The sequence below is a fragment of the Aeribacillus composti genome (assembly GCF_031760945.1).
GTDB lineage: Bacteria > Bacillota > Bacilli > Bacillales > Aeribacillaceae > Aeribacillus > Aeribacillus composti.
In genome coordinates this window covers 2,749,263-2,765,072 of record NZ_CP134501.1, presented here as the reverse complement: position 1 = coordinate 2,765,072, position 15,810 = coordinate 2,749,263, and the positions used below count along the sequence as shown (strand labels likewise).

14 protein-coding genes and 1 other annotated feature are annotated in these 15,810 nt (G+C 38.5%); of the genes, 12 read left to right on the top strand and 2 right to left on the bottom strand.

What is annotated here, in order from left to right:
* Positions 1-45 precede the first annotated feature (45 nt).
* Together spoVID and ysxE are read left to right on the top strand one after the other, a co-directional pair.
* Positions 46-1,188 (top strand): stage VI sporulation protein D, encoded by a 1,143-nt coding sequence (gene spoVID / locus RI196_RS13475; protein WP_311066367.1) that lies wholly within the window; start codon positions 46-48, stop codon positions 1,186-1,188.
* A 73-nt stretch (positions 1,189-1,261) separates the two neighbouring features.
* Positions 1,262-2,275, top strand: coding sequence for a spore coat protein YsxE (gene ysxE, locus RI196_RS13470; protein ID WP_311066366.1), 1,014 nt, complete (start codon positions 1,262-1,264; stop codon positions 2,273-2,275).
* A gap of 18 nt (positions 2,276-2,293) precedes the next feature.
* Here ysxE and RI196_RS13465 read toward each other — a convergent pair whose 3' ends face one another.
* Positions 2,294-2,485 carry a YszA family small membrane protein gene (locus RI196_RS13465; RefSeq protein ID WP_063387843.1) on the bottom strand — a complete coding sequence of 64 codons (192 nt, stop codon included), beginning with the start codon at positions 2,483-2,485 and terminating at the stop codon, positions 2,294-2,296.
* Positions 2,486-2,631: 146 nt separating this feature from the next.
* Positions 2,632-2,854 (top strand) — a binding site (T-box leader).
* Positions 2,855-2,907: 53 nt separating this feature from the next.
* Here RI196_RS13465 and RI196_RS13460 point away from each other — a divergent pair.
* The 10 genes from RI196_RS13460 to minD all read left to right on the top strand — a co-directional run bounded on the left by RI196_RS13460 (position 2,908) and on the right by minD (position 14,979).
* Positions 2,908-5,550 (top strand): valine--tRNA ligase, encoded by a 2,643-nt coding sequence (locus RI196_RS13460; protein WP_311066365.1) that lies wholly within the window; start codon positions 2,908-2,910, stop codon positions 5,548-5,550.
* 106 nt (positions 5,551-5,656) lie between these two features.
* Positions 5,657-6,940, top strand: a complete 1,284-nt coding sequence (locus RI196_RS13455) for a bifunctional folylpolyglutamate synthase/dihydrofolate synthase (RefSeq protein WP_066249739.1) — start codon at positions 5,657-5,659, stop codon at positions 6,938-6,940.
* Between the two features lie 125 nt (positions 6,941-7,065).
* Complete coding sequence (locus tag RI196_RS13450; RefSeq protein ID WP_161939813.1) at positions 7,066-8,001, top strand: SPOR domain-containing protein; 936 nt, start codon at positions 7,066-7,068, stop codon at positions 7,999-8,001.
* A 199-nt stretch (positions 8,002-8,200) separates the two neighbouring features.
* Positions 8,201-8,767, top strand: coding sequence for a Maf family protein (locus RI196_RS13445; RefSeq protein WP_094246292.1), 567 nt, complete (start codon positions 8,201-8,203; stop codon positions 8,765-8,767).
* 18 nt (positions 8,768-8,785) lie between these two features.
* The gene (radC, locus tag RI196_RS13440) at positions 8,786-9,463 is read left to right on the top strand and encodes a RadC family protein (protein ID WP_130156096.1); all 678 of its coding nucleotides are present in this window, start codon (positions 8,786-8,788) and stop codon (positions 9,461-9,463) included.
* 1,518 nt (positions 9,464-10,981) lie between these two features.
* Entirely contained in the window at positions 10,982-12,004 is a 1,023-nt protein-coding gene (locus RI196_RS13435; RefSeq protein ID WP_063387942.1) for a rod shape-determining protein, read from the top strand.
* Positions 12,005-12,020: 16 nt separating this feature from the next.
* Positions 12,021-12,905 carry a rod shape-determining protein MreC gene (mreC, locus tag RI196_RS13430; RefSeq protein ID WP_311066364.1) on the top strand — a complete coding sequence of 295 codons (885 nt, stop codon included), beginning with the start codon at positions 12,021-12,023 and terminating at the stop codon, positions 12,903-12,905.
* Positions 12,902-13,420: a rod shape-determining protein MreD gene (gene mreD, locus RI196_RS13425; protein ID WP_311066363.1), complete on the top strand. Its 519-nt coding sequence runs from the start codon at positions 12,902-12,904 to the stop codon at positions 13,418-13,420. The genes mreC and mreD overlap by 4 nt, the downstream gene beginning before the upstream one ends.
* Before the next feature lie 58 nt (positions 13,421-13,478).
* Positions 13,479-14,183 carry a septum site-determining protein MinC gene (gene minC / locus RI196_RS13420; protein ID WP_082829524.1) on the top strand — a complete coding sequence of 235 codons (705 nt, stop codon included), beginning with the start codon at positions 13,479-13,481 and terminating at the stop codon, positions 14,181-14,183.
* The gene (gene minD / locus RI196_RS13415) at positions 14,176-14,979 is read left to right on the top strand and encodes a septum site-determining protein MinD (RefSeq protein WP_063387946.1); all 804 of its coding nucleotides are present in this window, start codon (positions 14,176-14,178) and stop codon (positions 14,977-14,979) included. The genes minC and minD overlap by 8 nt, the downstream gene beginning before the upstream one ends.
* A 184-nt stretch (positions 14,980-15,163) precedes the next feature.
* On the opposite strand, the gene RI196_RS13410 is transcribed toward minD, so the two are convergent.
* Positions 15,164-15,715 (bottom strand): nitroreductase family protein, encoded by a 552-nt coding sequence (locus tag RI196_RS13410; protein WP_063387948.1) that lies wholly within the window; start codon positions 15,713-15,715, stop codon positions 15,164-15,166.
* Positions 15,716-15,810 lie beyond the last annotated feature (95 nt).

Here is a 15,810-nt window from a genome sequence, read left to right as displayed (position 1 = left end):
AATGGCACGATAAATTAGATTGATTGGAGAAAGGAGGAAGTCCGCATGTCCATTGAAGAAACGTCCGTTTTACGATTTTCGGTAGAGGAATCGGTCTTGTTTCGCCATCATTTTCAACCTTCTGAACTATTGTCCATTTCACTGGAACCTGACATCTCAATTGAAGAACATGATGGATATGTAACGATAAAAGGTGCTCTAGAGCTTTCCGGAGAATACAAATTCGATGGAGAGGAGCAACAGAATGATAAACTTCTTCAAACCTCCTCCATCGCCCGTTATATACAAAATGTAGAAGCGAGAAATGACGGTGTAATGGAATTTAGACACGAGCTTCCGGTCGATATTACAATACCGAAAAAAAGAATTGCCAATTTAGAAGAGGTGTTTGTGGCGATTGAATCATTTGATTATGATTTTCCGGAAGCAAATGGTTTAAAGCTTATAGCTGATCTATCCATTTACGGAATTCGAGAAGAGCAGGCGGAAGAAACTGCTGCAAATGAAGTGGACGAGATCATAGATGCTGAAGCGGAAATCTCATCCGTTCGACAGTCTGATGTAAGGGAAGAAGATGAAACCGAATCAACGATCAAAGAAAATCGTTTCAACGATGAACCAATCAACAAAGCGGAAAATATTGAAAAAGACAATGAACAGAAAAGTCTTAATGAATATTTCGAATTCGATACAGCCGAACGCGATCAAAATGAGCAAATCGAACATGATCGTGATGCTGTTCAAAAGGATGACAATGAAGAGACGGCAGACATTGTTTTTATGATGCCATTAAAGAGAGAAGAAGAAACGGAAACGGATTACGATACATTCACTGTTGAAGCGAAGAAAAATCAAGTCAGTTTGGAAGAGAAAGGCCGCATAGAAGAAGAAAAGCCAGTGATCAATAAAATTTCCAATTATGTCGAAAAAGACGATGAAGAAAAAGAATCTGTAAGGAAAAATGATAACACCTTATATTTAACAAAATTGTTTACGAAAAATGAGGAAGAAGAATTTTCTAAATTAAGAATGTACATTGTCCAGCAGGGAGACTCGCTCGAAAATATTTGCGAACGCTACAACATTACGCTTCAGCAGCTCAATCGAGTAAATCAATTTCACCATGATAAAGAGATTAGTGAAGGAGACATTTTATATATCCCGGTTCTTGAAACACAACAAACGTAATTTTTGCAAGCGGCTTGAGAGGGATCCAACCACCTCAAGCTTTTCTTTATTTTCTTTAAAGGCGTGTGGGAAGATGAGCGATGATCTGAAAACGGCCATGAGGATTTTGCAGCATTATCCAATCAAACCGATTTATTTAGAGAAAAAAACAAAAAATGTCTTGAAAATTCATTGTGAAAAAAGAACATATGCTTTAAAACGAACAACGATTAAAAAGCAAAGAAACATTCTAAAATTATATTCAATTTTTCACGACTTTCCATCTTTAGGAATCGTGCCGATTTATAGGACAACGAACGGAAATGTGTTTGTTAATGACTCAACGAAATCGTTTTATTTAATGCCTTGGATGGAAGGTTCAATCGTTGATGAAAAAAATGCCTCAATCCTTTTTTACCACTTAGCGAAACTCCATAAAAAAACAAAACAGGAAATCAACATACCTCTAGTTCAGCTCGAAAATGTGTATCAACAGATTCAGAACAAGTGGAAGAGAAATTTCAACCTGCTGGAAGCATTTATGGAACAAATCGAAAAAAAATGGTATATGTCGCCTTTTGAATTGGCGGTCTTCAGCTATTATTTTGAAACGAGGCAAGCCATCTTATTTGCTGAAGCAAAGCTTGATGAGTGGTATAACGAAATAAAGCAATCCCCTCACATGCGAATTGCACTGAACAAAGTAAATGTCTCCTTATCTCATTTTCTGTTAGATCCAAAAGGGAAAATTTATTTTATTAATATGGAAGATGCAGCATTTGCTACTCCAATTTATGACCTTTTCTTAATGTTTATGAACCTCTCCGAAGCAGAACCAACCGTTAGTGATGAAAATGTGCAATATATATCAGAGTACGAAAAAGTGCTTCCTTTAACAAAAACTGAGAGATTGCTGTTGATAAGCTATTTATCTTATCCAGCCAAATTATTAAAGCTTGTCCGGCAATATCAAAAAAAGAAAAGCGAAAAGGGAGAATTAGAATATTGCAAACAGCTGTTAAGAGCATACTGGCAAATGAAAAATACCGGGTACATTGCTTTAAAATGGAATGAAAAACTAGAAAACGATTCATTGGCATCAGAATGAATGGGGGATCTGTCAGCTTTAACCCCGTTCCATATACAACGCGGCTGCTAGAAATAGTAAAATGGCTAATAAAATAATATCAAACATAGTTGGTAAAAGGATTGTTCGAATTCCCTGAAAAATCGTTAAAGGAACGATGAACTGTTCAAGAGTAGATCGGAATTGTTTAATAAACGATTGAATATAGTATGGTTTTATTTTTTTTCTCATGCTGATCACCTTCAACTTTGTTAATTTATATTATGAAATAAAGAACATTTTGTGATTTTTGTTTAAAGGTTAAGGAAGATGGGGAAAATATTGACGAAAAAAACAATTTTTTAGTACTATTAAATATAGAAATTTATATAGTTTGTGAAAATGTGTTGAAGGGGAGTAGTACAACGAACGACTCCTTCCAGAGAGGGAAATCGCAGGCTGGAAGATTTCCTAGGAGATCCCGTTGGAAAGTCGCCCTGGAGCAGCTTCCTTGAAAGCTTTTAGTAAAGGGAGCCGGCATTAGCCGTTACCTGAAAGAAGTGCACAGACGTATCTGTGAAAAAAGGTGGTACCGCGAAAACATCTCCTTTCGTCCTTTTAGGATGGAAGGAGTTTTTATATTTTAGAATGAAAATAAGGAGGTTTTCATAAATATGTCGAATTCACAAATCACTCTTTCCCCAAAATACGATCCGAAAACGGTTGAAGAGGATCGGTATGCATTTTGGCTCGAGGGAAAATTTTTTGAAGCAAAAGATGATGAGGGGAAAACTCCTTTCACGATCGTTATTCCTCCGCCAAACGTCACCGGTAAGCTTCACCTTGGACATGCATGGGATACAACTCTTCAAGATATTATTACCCGAATGAAGCGAATGCAAGGGTACGATGTTTTGTGGCTGCCAGGGATGGATCATGCGGGAATCGCCACACAAGCCAAGGTGGAAGCAAAGCTGCGCGAAGAAGGGAAAAGTCGGTATGATCTCGGGCGGGAAAAATTTGTAGAAGAAACATGGAAATGGAAGGAAGAATATGCAGACCATATTCGCAAACAATGGGCAAAATTAGGCCTAGGTCTTGACTACACAAGAGAGAGGTTCACCCTTGATGAAGGTCTTTCAAAAGCTGTAAGAGAGGTTTTTGTATCGCTTTATAAAAAAGGTCTTATTTACCGAGGAGAATACATTATTAACTGGGATCCGGTGACAAAAACAGCCCTTTCCGATATCGAAGTCATTTATAAAGAAGTGAAAGGGGCACTTTATCATTTAAAATATCCGCTGGCTGATGGATCCGGATATATTGAAGTCGCGACCACTCGCCCGGAAACGATGCTTGGGGATACAGCAGTGGCAGTTCATCCTGATGATGATAGGTATAAGCATTTAATCGGAAAAACAGTGAAGCTGCCAATAACAGGACGGGAAATTCCGATCGTCGCAGATGAATATGTCGATATGGAATTCGGTTCAGGAGCAGTAAAAATAACTCCTGCACACGATCCGAACGACTTTGAAATCGGAAACCGCCACAATTTAGAAAGAATATTAGTCATGAATGAAGACGGGACAATGAATGAAAAAGCGGGAAAATATGAAGGAATGGATCGCTTTGAATGCCGGAAGCAGTTGGTGAAAGACCTGCAGGAGGAAGGAATTTTATTTAAAATTGAAGAGCATATCCATTCCGTAGGCCATAGTGAACGAAGCGGAGCAGTTATCGAGCCGTATTTATCAACTCAATGGTTTGTGAAAATGAAGCCTTTGGCCGAAGCTGCTTTGAACCTTCAGAAAACAGAAGGGAAAGTTCATTTTATTCCTGAACGATTTGAAAAAACGTATTTGCATTGGCTGGAAAACATTCGCGACTGGTGTATTTCCCGTCAGTTATGGTGGGGACATCGCATTCCAGCTTGGTATCATAAGGAAACAGGCGAAGTTTATGTTGATCATGAGCCGCCTAAAGATATTGAAAATTGGGAGCAGGATCCAGATGTGTTAGATACATGGTTCAGCTCTGCTTTATGGCCGTTTTCAACAATGGGCTGGCCTGATAAAGAGGCAAAAGATTATAAACGCTATTATCCGACAGATGTCCTTGTTACCGGGTATGACATTATTTTCTTTTGGGTTTCGCGGATGATTTTCCAAGGATTGGAGTTTACTGGGAAAAGACCGTTTAAAGATGTTTTGATTCATGGACTTGTGCGCGATTCAGAAGGAAGAAAAATGAGCAAATCATTAGGCAATGGCGTCGATCCGATGGATGTTATTGACAAATACGGTGCGGACTCTTTGCGCTACTTTTTAGCTACCGGCTCAAGCCCAGGACAGGATTTAAGATTCAGCTTTGAAAAAGTAGAAGCCGTGTGGAATTTTGCCAATAAAATATGGAACGCCTCCCGCTTTGTACTGATGAATTTGAACGGTTTAACATATGAAGAAATTGATTTAAACGGAAAAAAATCAGTGGTAGATAAATGGATTCTCACACGGTTAAATGAAACGATTGAGCTTGTTACAAGACTTGCGGAAAAATATGAATTTGGCGAAGCCGGTCGGGTGCTGTACAATTTTATTTGGGATGATTTTTGCGACTGGTATATTGAAATGGCAAAAATTCCGCTGTACGGAAATGATGAGGAAGCGAAAAAGACAACTCGTTCCATTTTGGCATATGTGTTAGATCAAACATTGCGACTCCTTCATCCTTTTATGCCGTTTATAACAGAAGAAATTTGGCAGCACCTTCCTCATCAGGGAGAATCGATTACAATTGCTTCATGGCCGGTTGTACGTCGGGAGCTTTCTGATGAAAAAGCTGCAAACGAAATGAAGCTTCTAGTTGATGTGATTCGCTCAGTCCGTAATATTCGCGCTGAAGTGAACACGCCGATGAAGAAGCAGGTGGATATGATCATTCATGCTCATAGTGAAGAAGTTAAAAACCAGTTGGAGAAAAACCGCAGCTATTTAGAGAGATTTTGCAATCCTAGCTCATTAACAATTGATACAAACATTGAAGCTCCTGACAAGGCTATGACAGCTGTTGTGAGCGGGGCAGAAGTATTTCTTCCTCTTGAAGGACTCATTAATGTGGAAGAAGAAATCAAACGGCTTGAAAAAGAATTAGAGAAATGGAATAAAGAAGTCGAGCGCGTTCAGAAAAAGCTTGCCAATGAAGGATTTATTAAAAAAGCACCGAAAGAAGTCGTAGAAGAAGAGCGGGCAAAAGAAAAGGACTATTTAGAAAAACAGCAGGCGGTGTTAAAACGCCTTCAGGAGCTGAAAGGCTAAAACAAATCCGGGTATGCCCCGGATTTTCTTCCATCAAAACGTTTATGATACATCCGGCCATTCAAATTCATTGAAAATGTTCGAGAGTTCAAGGAGGGGAATTTATATGTTTCAAACATATGAAGAAGCACTCAAGTGGATACATTCCCGCCTAACCTTTGGAATAAAGCCTGGTCTCCAGCGAATGGAATGGATGATGGAAAAGCTTGATCATCCGGAAAGAAGATGCCGCTTCATTCATGTAGCCGGAACAAACGGGAAAGGATCAACGATTGCTTTTATGCAAGAGGTGTTAAAAGCCGCTGAATATAAAGTAGGTGCTTTCACCTCGCCTTATTTGGAATCATTCAATGAACGAATTACGATAGATGGCAATCCCATTTCTGAAGAGGAAATATTGCAGCTATCCAATGTGATCAAACCGGTTGTTGACGAGCTTGAGAAAACGGAGCTTGGAGCACCGACAGAGTTTGAAGTCATTACTGCGATGATGTTTTATTATTTTGGCAAAATCAACGTGCCGGATGTTGTTTTATTAGAAACAGGACTCGGGGGAAAATGGGATTCTACGAATATTGCGAATCCTATTCTTTCAGTGATTACAATGATTGGACATGATCATTTAAACATCCTTGGCTCAACGATAGAAGAGATTGCAGAGCAAAAGGCAGGCATTATTAAAAACGGAGTTCCTGTCATTACAGCTGTGGAACAAAAGGAAGCCCTTGATGTCATTGAGCGTGTTGCAAAAGAAAAAAAAGCAAAGCATTATTGGCTCACTAGGGATTTTCACGCAGGAGATTTTGATGAATTTTTTGTACAAACCCCCTTTAAACGATATAACAGCCTTTCATTACAGATGAAAGGAAACCATCAAGCGATCAATGCTGCACTGAGTGTCATGACGCTTGATTATTTAAGAGTTTATTATTCGTTTATCATAGAGGAGGAGCATATACAGGAAGGACTGAAGCGCACTTTTTGGAAAGGGCGTTTTGAAGAAGTAAAGGAAAAACCGAGAGTCATTTTGGACGGAGCACATAATCCGGAAGGAATGGCAGCGTTGAAAGAAACTGTACAAAAGTTTTACCCTGATAAGAAAATCATCATGTTATTTTCGTGTGTGAAGGACAAGCAATATAAAGAAATGATCGAGCAGGCTGCACAAACGGCAAATCGAATCATTTTTACAACCTTTCATTTCCCGAAAGCAGCTGATGCGAAAGAATTATACGAGGCTTGCGACATGAAGGATAAAGAGTATGAAGACAATTGGGAGCTTGCCTATGAAAAGATTATCAACACAATGGATGACGAAACGGTTCTCATTATTACAGGTTCCCTTTATTTTATCGGTGAAGTGAGAAAACATATAAAACATAGCTCATGAGTACGAGGATGTCGAAAAAAAACGACAACAATTATGAACGAGGCGACAAATGTCTCGTTCTTTTTTATTTTACATATGTTAGCATAAAAAAAAGTTTGTCCAGCATAAAAAGGGCGGTGATCATTTTGGACAAGCCATCATCGAAAATAACCATTAAAATCAACGGTCAGGAAAACAATTTTTCCAACGATACGGATGTTTCTGCTGAACCAAGTGAAACTGGCAAACAATTAAAAGTATCCAGCTGGGAGGAAAAGGTGAAGGCTGAAAAAGAAATGGCAGCATCAGAGGATAAGAACGAAGAGGAGACATCTTTTCCTTGGATTTTGCCGGATGATGAGGAGGATAAGAAAGAAAACCCGAAAATAGCCTTCTCAAAGAACAATAGCAGAACGCTGCCTCCTAAAATAAAAAATTATGTGATATCGATCATATTTGCTGTTATTCTTGGACTGAGTTTTGGTGTTTTAGCCCTGCAATTTATTTCAAACGATTCAATGCCTGTATCATCTGAATTGAGGGATGTGTCAAAGTCTCCTCAAAGACAGAACGTTAGCAATGCTTCAGCGCCAAGCGGTGCGGAAAACATCGTTTTTGAAGTTTATATGGTACAAGCCGGAAAATTTACAAAAAAAGAAGGGGCGGAAACCGTCAGCGGGCAGATAAAGGCTAAAGGATTGCCTTCTGTTATCGTTCCACAAGGCGGCGATCATTACGTATTCGTTGGGGCAGCGTTGGATAAAAAGACAGCAGAAGAGTTGAAAAACATGGCTGAATCACATCAAATTGAAACGTTTGTGAAAAAGATGAAATGGGAAGGAAAGGTGGAAAACGAAAAAACAAAAACGGTCGTTGAGGAGATGCTGAAGCTGTCTTCGTCTTTTGTGAATGGAACCGCCCCGGAACAAGAGAAAGTAGAGTCATTATTAAATGAGGCTGGCCAAATAAAAGACGATTCAATTTTGGCAGCAGTAAAAAAACTGCAAACAGAAAAATCGGCAAATGAACAGCTATGGAGCCTGCAGCAGTCGCTGCTAGATTTTTTTGAAAAACTTTCTTGATAACGGGAAAGCGTTTGCTCGAGCATACGTTTTCTTTTTTTATTTTCACAAGCAGTTTTCCTTAGATAATGTAGTTTTTTCTGTAAATTGAATAAATGTTTTTATTAATGGCGATTAGATAATTCTTTTTTGAAAAATTGTTTGCAAAAGCCTTTTTTGATAACATACGGATAGTATTGGTTGAAAGGATGAAATAAAAATGGAACGCCTCATACTTGCATCAAGCTCTCCGCGAAGAAAAGAACTCCTCAAGCTGTTAGGAATACCATTTGCTGTGATTGAAAGCAATTTGGAAGAGAGGCTGGACGAAGAAGCTGAACCCGAAAAAGCCATTCAAAAACTTGCCTTTCAAAAAGCCTTTCATGTAGCCGAAAGGTATAAAGATGCATATGTCATCGGAGCAGATACGGCGGTGATCCTCGAAAATCGAATACTAGGAAAGCCGAAAGACCGCCGTGACGCCTATTACATGTTAAAATCACTTTCTGGGAAAACACATACTGTTTTAACAGCAGTTTCGATTATTCATGGTGAAAAGCATACGACATTTTCTGAATCAACAAAAGTTACTTTTTGGCCGCTTTCAGACGATGAAATCCTGGAATACATTGAGACAAACGAACCAATGGACAAGGCGGGTGCTTATGGAATTCAACATTTCGGCTCATTGCTAGTGAAAAAAATTGATGGCGATTATTTTACAGTTGTCGGTCTTCCTGTTTCAAGACTGTACAGAGAATTAAAAAATTTTGGATTTCACTGGTAACAAACAAGGGGGAAAGATATGCTCGCTATTCGAGATTTTCCAGAAGAAGAAAGACCAAGGGAACGATTGATACACAACGGACCAAAAGGCCTTTCCAACCATGAGCTGCTGGCAATTTTATTGAGAACAGGGACAAAGGGAGAATCAGTGCTTGAACTGGCGAATAAGCTTTTAAAAACTTTCGGGGGTCTTAGAATGTTAAAAGAGGCGTCAGTTCAGGAAATTATGGGCATACCCGGCATTGGAAAAGCAAAAGCGGTGCAAATTATAGCAGCATTAGAATTGGGAAAAAGAATTCATCAGCTCGCATACGAAGATCGGTATGTCATTCGTTCTCCACAAGATGCCTCCAATTATGTCATGGAAGAAATGCGCTTTTTAAAACAAGAGCATTTCGTAGGTTTATATTTAAACACTAAAAACCAAGTGCTGCATAAGCAAACGATTTTCATCGGCAGTTTAAATACATCAATTGTTCACCCAAGAGAAGTCTTCAAGGAGGCATTGAAATGTTCAGCTGCATCTTTTATTTGTATCCATAATCATCCATCAGGAGATCCCTCCCCAAGCAAAGAGGATATTGAAGTCACGAGGCGCTTGTCCGAATGCGGAAAGCTGATCGGGATTGAACTTTTAGATCATATCATAATCGGAGAGCGTAAATACGTCAGTTTAAAAGAAAAGGGATATTTATAACGTTTTTTTAAAAGGTTCTATGTCAATTGTTGGGGTGCACTGGATATGAAGTGCACCTCTTTTTATGATGTGTGAAGATTAGATCTATGAAATTATTGATAAATGACTTCCAATTTTTTAAGCTTAAAAATGACATTCGCAGTTTTATGAATTTTTATCTTTGAATATCTATTGCTGATGGAGAATGGCTTGATATATAATCAATAGCATCCCTTTACTTTATTGGAAAACTTCCATATATAAGGTTCTATTTTATATTACTCATATGATGCTCCTGTCTTTTATAAAGAATTGTGAGGAAGCATGTTTTCATTTAAGATTACCTGTTTAGTTACAGACTTCTAAAGTTAAGATCCTCGTCGTACTGCTGCCCATGTGATTGTGCACTTGAATTTGTATTGATGTTCTTTTTTTGGCAACTGCATCAGACCAGCTAACTTATTATTGAAAAACAATTCATTTTACTCTAGTCATTCTACCTCAGTTCCGGCAACAAAATTTTATGAAAACCACTTATATGTATAATCATTACATTTCACCCAAAATTTTGTCATTGCGAAAAAGGAGTTATTTTTACACACTTTATATGGTTAAAAAACTTATTTTCCCGAGTTATAAATGGGTGAAAAAGTATACCTTCATTTAAAATCAATCCTAACACGTTTTACAGTTAATAGCTTTGGATTCTGAACTGCTAGCGCTTTTTCGGACAGATTTTTGCGCTTCTAGACACGTAATGCGAACAACCACCGTCTTGCTGAATTTGCAGGGGGACAGATGGGAGACATCAACGGTATATAACATACTGACCAGCCTCGCAAAGCACGATAAAAAGCTGCTTGAAGCAGGGCAGTAACGTTATTACAACGCGTAAGTGCATGATAGAAGGAATTTCAAAAAAACATTTGCACGGCCTCGCGAGCTCCAAATGATGTCCGCATTTACAAAGGGTTTGCGACATAAGAAGAGCCAAAGTTGGAGAAAAATCTCATATTTTAGTGATTTTCAATAATAGATGAACTTGAAACTTCGGCAGAATTGTTATGTAATACTTTATTGGAGTCATTTGAATTGAAACACAATCAACTGAAAAAACCATTATTTTTTATGACATTCTAAACCATCGCTAATAAAGAGTGCAAAGGGGGGATTTGTAAACATAAAATAATATTTTTTGTATGGACTTGTAATATTTTTAAGTTATTATTCTCAATGGATAAATTAAATCAAGGTTTTCATACGGGCGGTATTTGCTGTGACATCTATTTTTCATCCTCTATTCTCCACTAGGAAAATTTTTTAGTAAAAATTTTTGAGGCGTCCAACACAATGATCAGCTTTTCATCAAGTTTCATGAAAAATACCTCGCAAATTTTTATTTTACGCAGGGTATTGATAGCACTTTTTTTTTTGAAAAATTACGTTATAATATAATTTATGGGTTTTTTCAATAATGATTAGACATTTACATGAATATAAAAACGTATTTATTTTGGAAGAAAGGGAGATACAACAGCTATGTTTGGAATTGGTACGAGAGACCTTGGAATAGATTTAGGGACAGCCAATACGTTAGTGTTTGTGAAAGGAAAAGGTATTGTAGTGCGTGAACCATCTGTAGTTGCTTTGCAAACTGATACAAAGCAAATTGTTGCAGTTGGTAATGATGCAAAAAATATGATCGGGCGTACGCCTGGAAATGTTGTAGCACTTCGACCAATGAAAGACGGAGTGATTGCTGATTATGAAACGACTGCTACGATGATGAAATACTACATAAAACAGGCAACAAAAAATGCAGGTATTTTTTCGCGAAAACCTTATGTGATGGTTTGTGTTCCTTCGGGAATAACTGCGGTTGAAGAACGTGCGGTCATTGATGCAACGAGACAAGCAGGCGCTAGAGATGCGTATACGATCGAAGAACCATTTGCGGCTGCTATTGGAGCCAACCTTCCAGTTTGGGAACCGACCGGAAGCATGGTTGTAGACATCGGCGGGGGAACAACGGAAGTTGCCATCATTTCTCTCGGCGGAATTGTGACAAGCCAATCTATCCGTGTTGCCGGTGATGAAATGGATGAAGCCATCATTAACTATATCCGTAAAACCTACAACTTAATGATTGGTGATCGGACAGCGGAAGCGGTGAAGCTTGAAATCGGTTCTGCAAGCGCTCCGGAAGGTGTTGAAAACATGGAAATTCGCGGAAGAGATTTGTTAACAGGCCTTCCGAAAACGATTGAAATTACTGCGACAGAAATTTCAGAGGCATTACGCGATACTGTCTATGCGATCGTAGATGCTGTAAAAATTACTTTGGAAAAAACTCCGCCTGAACTTGCGGCGGATATTATGGATCGAGGAATTGTTTTAACTGGTGGGGGCGCCCTTCTTCGCAATTTAGACAAAGTTATAAGCGACGAAACGAAAATGCCTGTAATCATTGCGGAAAATCCTCTTGATTGTGTAGCGGTCGGAACAGGAAAAGCTCTTGAACATATCCACCTATTTAAAAATCGTACAAAAGACCACAGATAAGTTAGAGGTGTAAATCATGCCACAATTTTTTCTAAATAAACGATTAATTGTGCTCCTTGTCGGGATCATTATTTTGGTGGCATTGATTGGTTTTTCCCTAAAGGAAGACCGCAATCTTTCGTGGCAGGAGAAGTTTATTCAAGATTCGGTTGGACTAGTCCAGAAGGTATTTCATCAGCCCGCACAATATATTGCGGGCTTCTTTGAGAATTTGAATCATTTAAAAAATACATACGAAGAAAACGAGCTGCTTCGCAAACAACTGAATAATTATATTCAATTGGAGGAAAAGCTGCAGGAATTAGAACAGGAAAACAGACAATTAAAAGAAGAATTAAAATTATCTGCTGATAACGATATAAGAAAATATAAGTCGATCCAAGGGACAGTCATCGCAAGAAATCCTGATCGTTGGCATGATTATATCAAAATTGATAAAGGCGAACAGCACGGAATCAAAAAAGACATGGCGGTTATAACGGCAAAAGGATTGATCGGGAAAGTGAAAAATACTTCTGAATTTACGTCCACCGTTCAGCTTTTAAGTGCTTCCGACAGAAAAAACCGGATTTCAGCAATGGTTCATACGAATAACGGAAAGGTATTCGGCCTCATTGTCGGCTACAGTGAGCAGGAAAATGCTCTTGAAATGAACATCATTGAATCAAATGCTCAAATCAAAGAAAATCAAATTGTAGCGACTTCTGGCCTTGGCGGAGTGTTTCCTGAAGGTTTAGTGATCGGAAAAGTAAAAAAAGTCGAACTTGATTCGTACGGATTAACAAAGATAGCTTATATAACCCCATCAGCTGACTTTTATGATATAGATCGTGTCATGATCATCGAGCGGGTTCTTCCAACAGTTGATATCAATCAATTGGAAGAGGAGGAAGACTCTTGAGAACGTTTTTCCTCCCCGTAATGGTTATGTTTATTTTCGTATTGGAAAGCATCATCGTTGATCTTGTTCCGATCCCTTTTCTTTCAGATCACCAAGTGGCAGTTCCCCATCTTTTACTATTGATGATTGTCATCTTGGCAGCGTACGGCTCTCGGAAAATTGCCGTCATTTATGGAATTGTTTTCGGTTTATTGTTCGATGTTGTTTACACGCAAGTTATCGGCATATATGCTTTCTCATTTCCGACCTTGGCATATTTAGTGATGCAAGCTTTGCGGGTGCTCAATCCCAATATTTTTGTTTTAATTTTTTTAACTGAGCTTTCCGTTGCATTGCTTGAATTTTTCACATACGGTATTTATTTACTAATCGGGATGACAGCTGTTCCTCTGCAATTGTTTACAATTGAACGCCTGCTACCGACACTTGCTCTGAATTTTGTATTAGCTTGTGTGTTAATCTATCCTTTAAAGAAATTCGTTTTGGGCTTGAAAATAGGTGAACACAACGATTAGGTTTTAAAGTTTGATAGAGGAGTTTTTGTTATTGCTGTCGAAATAGATTTTTGTTGGGGTGAACTTCGTGAAAGCTCAAAGACCATATTATGTAACGATAAAAGGCACAAAGGATGGATTGACATTATATTTAGATGATTCCTGTTCGTTTCATGATATTGTGAATGAACTGGATTCGATGCTCTCCAAAAGGCAGTATGTTCAGGAAAATGAACCGATGATCAGGGTGACGATAAAGGCTGGAAATCGTTTTTTGACGGAGGAACAAGAGGAGAAAATAAAAGACGTAATAAGAAAAAAAAGAAATTTAATTGTCGATGCAATTGATTCAAATGTCATCTCAAAGGAAGAGGCGTTGAAGTGGAAAGAGGAAGCAGATGTTATCTCAGTTGCTAAAGTCGTCCGTTCTGGGCAAGTGTTGAAAATTAGAGGGGATTTGTTGCTGATAGGAGATGTCAATCCTGGCGGGACAGTCATGGCAACGGGCAATATTTTTGTCATGGGGGCTTTAAAAGGCATAGCTCATGCTGGTTTTGAAGGGAATCGAAATGCAGTGATTGCCGCCTCCTTGATGAAGCCGACACAGCTGAGGATCTCCGATATTTTAAGTAGGCCACCCGATCAGAAGGAGCCATCATTTCGAAATGATATGGAATGCGCATATATTGATGAAAATGGGACAATCATTATTGAACGGATTCAACAATTAGCTCATCTGAGACCCAATTTAACTAGGCTTGAAGGGGGAATAATGAATGGGTGAGGCAATTGTGGTCACTTCTGGCAAGGGCGGGGTCGGCAAAACAACAACTTCTGCAAATGTTGGTACAGCCCTTGCCATTATGGGAAAGAAAGTTTGTCTAGTTGATACAGATATCGGCTTGCGGAACCTCGATGTTGTCATGGGATTGGAAAACAGGATTATTTATGATTTAGTTGATGTTGTCCAAGAACGATGCAAAATTCATCAAGCTCTCGTAAAAGATAAACGCTTTAATGATTTTCTTTATTTGCTGCCTGCAGCGCAAACTAGCGATAAAACTGCCGTAACACCTGAGCAGATGAAAAAATTAATTGATCAGCTAAAACAAGATTTTGATTATATTATTATCGACTGTCCTGCCGGGATTGAACAAGGATATAAAAATGCCGTATCCGGTGCGGATCAAGCGATTGTCGTGACAACACCAGAAGTTTCCGCTGTGAGAGATGCGGATCGAATTATCGGTTTGCTGGAGAAGGAAGATATTGAGCCGCCACGATTAATTATTAATCGGATCCGAAATCATTTAATGAAAAACGGTGATATGCTGGATGTCGATGAAATTGTCAGCCATCTTTCTATTGATTTGTTGGGGATTGTAATTGATGATGATGAGGTAATAAAAGCGTCTAATAATGGTGAACCGATTGTAATGAACCCTGACAATCGTGCTTCCATTGCCTACCGCAATATTGCGAGAAGAATTTTAGGTGAAGCGGTTCCGCTTCAATCATTAGATGAGCCTGAAAAAGGTGTTATCGCAAAAATCAAAAAATTTTTTGGAGTACGTGCTTAATCCTAATCAATTTAAAAATCACACTTCCTTGAATAAAGCATTAGCTTTTTTCTTTGCACACATTAGAATCACTGCCATCACACTGATATATCTCCCACCTGCTGATCGTTTTTTTCTTCTATCTCTTGAGGTGGGAGATTTTTTGAAGGCTGTACAAAATATTTCCTCTTGAATCTTTTCCCTTTCAATATGATTCAATAATCGTCAATTTTTCTTCTGCGTTTGTCCGCTGTTTTGGTTCTGGGATTGAGGCAGGATAGCCAATATGTAGAAGGCCGACAATTTTTTCTCCTGGTTCTACTCCAACTTTTTGTCGGAAAGATGGTGAATAAATATAAGCACCTGTTTTCCATATAACGCCAATACCTTTTTCCCATGCAGCTAGTTGAAAATTTTGGATTAATGCACTTGTCGCTTTTAAATCCTCCTCCCACTGCTTTTGACGCGGATCCTCTTTCATGATTACCAATAAATGTGCTGGAATCGGCAGCAGCTTTTCTCGTAATCGATCGATATTTTTTCCATTGTTCGTTTCTTGTGCAATAGCAGCAACTAATTTTTCTTTTCCTTCATTCATAAACAGCACGAACCGCCATGGCTCTCTTAATCCATGATTAGGAGCCCAAACAGCCGTATTTAATAATTCACATATTACTTCTTTAGGGATTGGATCTTTCTTAAATTCTTTAATCGATCGACGCTCTTTAATTATATTGGCTACTTTGTATGTTTCCATTGGTATTTCTGATGCCTCCTTAATAATAATGATTTTCAATTAGAATTATTTCAAAATTGAAGTGATATGTAAATGTTTATTTCTACAGTCGTAAT

What these genes read in the sequence shown, in the direction of transcription:
- spoVID (WP_311066367.1), top strand. Translation starts at nt 46, where the DNA reads ATGTCCATTGAAGAAACGTCCGTTTTACGATTTTCGGTAGAGGAATCG.
- ysxE (WP_311066366.1), top strand. Translation starts at nt 1,262, where the DNA reads ATGAGCGATGATCTGAAAACGGCCATGAGGATTTTGCAGCATTATCCA.
- RI196_RS13465 (WP_063387843.1), bottom strand. Translation starts at nt 2,485, where the DNA reads ATGAGAAAAAAAATAAAACCATACTATATTCAATCGTTTATTAAACAA.
- RI196_RS13460 (WP_311066365.1), top strand. Translation starts at nt 2,908, where the DNA reads ATGTCGAATTCACAAATCACTCTTTCCCCAAAATACGATCCGAAAACG.
- RI196_RS13455 (WP_066249739.1), top strand. Translation starts at nt 5,657, where the DNA reads ATGTTTCAAACATATGAAGAAGCACTCAAGTGGATACATTCCCGCCTA.
- RI196_RS13445 (WP_094246292.1), top strand. Translation starts at nt 8,201, where the DNA reads ATGGAACGCCTCATACTTGCATCAAGCTCTCCGCGAAGAAAAGAACTC.
- radC (WP_130156096.1), top strand. Translation starts at nt 8,786, where the DNA reads ATGCTCGCTATTCGAGATTTTCCAGAAGAAGAAAGACCAAGGGAACGA.
- RI196_RS13435 (WP_063387942.1), top strand. Translation starts at nt 10,982, where the DNA reads ATGTTTGGAATTGGTACGAGAGACCTTGGAATAGATTTAGGGACAGCC.
- mreC (WP_311066364.1), top strand. Translation starts at nt 12,021, where the DNA reads ATGCCACAATTTTTTCTAAATAAACGATTAATTGTGCTCCTTGTCGGG.
- minD (WP_063387946.1), top strand. Translation starts at nt 14,176, where the DNA reads ATGGGTGAGGCAATTGTGGTCACTTCTGGCAAGGGCGGGGTCGGCAAA.
- RI196_RS13410 (WP_063387948.1), bottom strand. Translation starts at nt 15,715, where the DNA reads ATGGAAACATACAAAGTAGCCAATATAATTAAAGAGCGTCGATCGATT.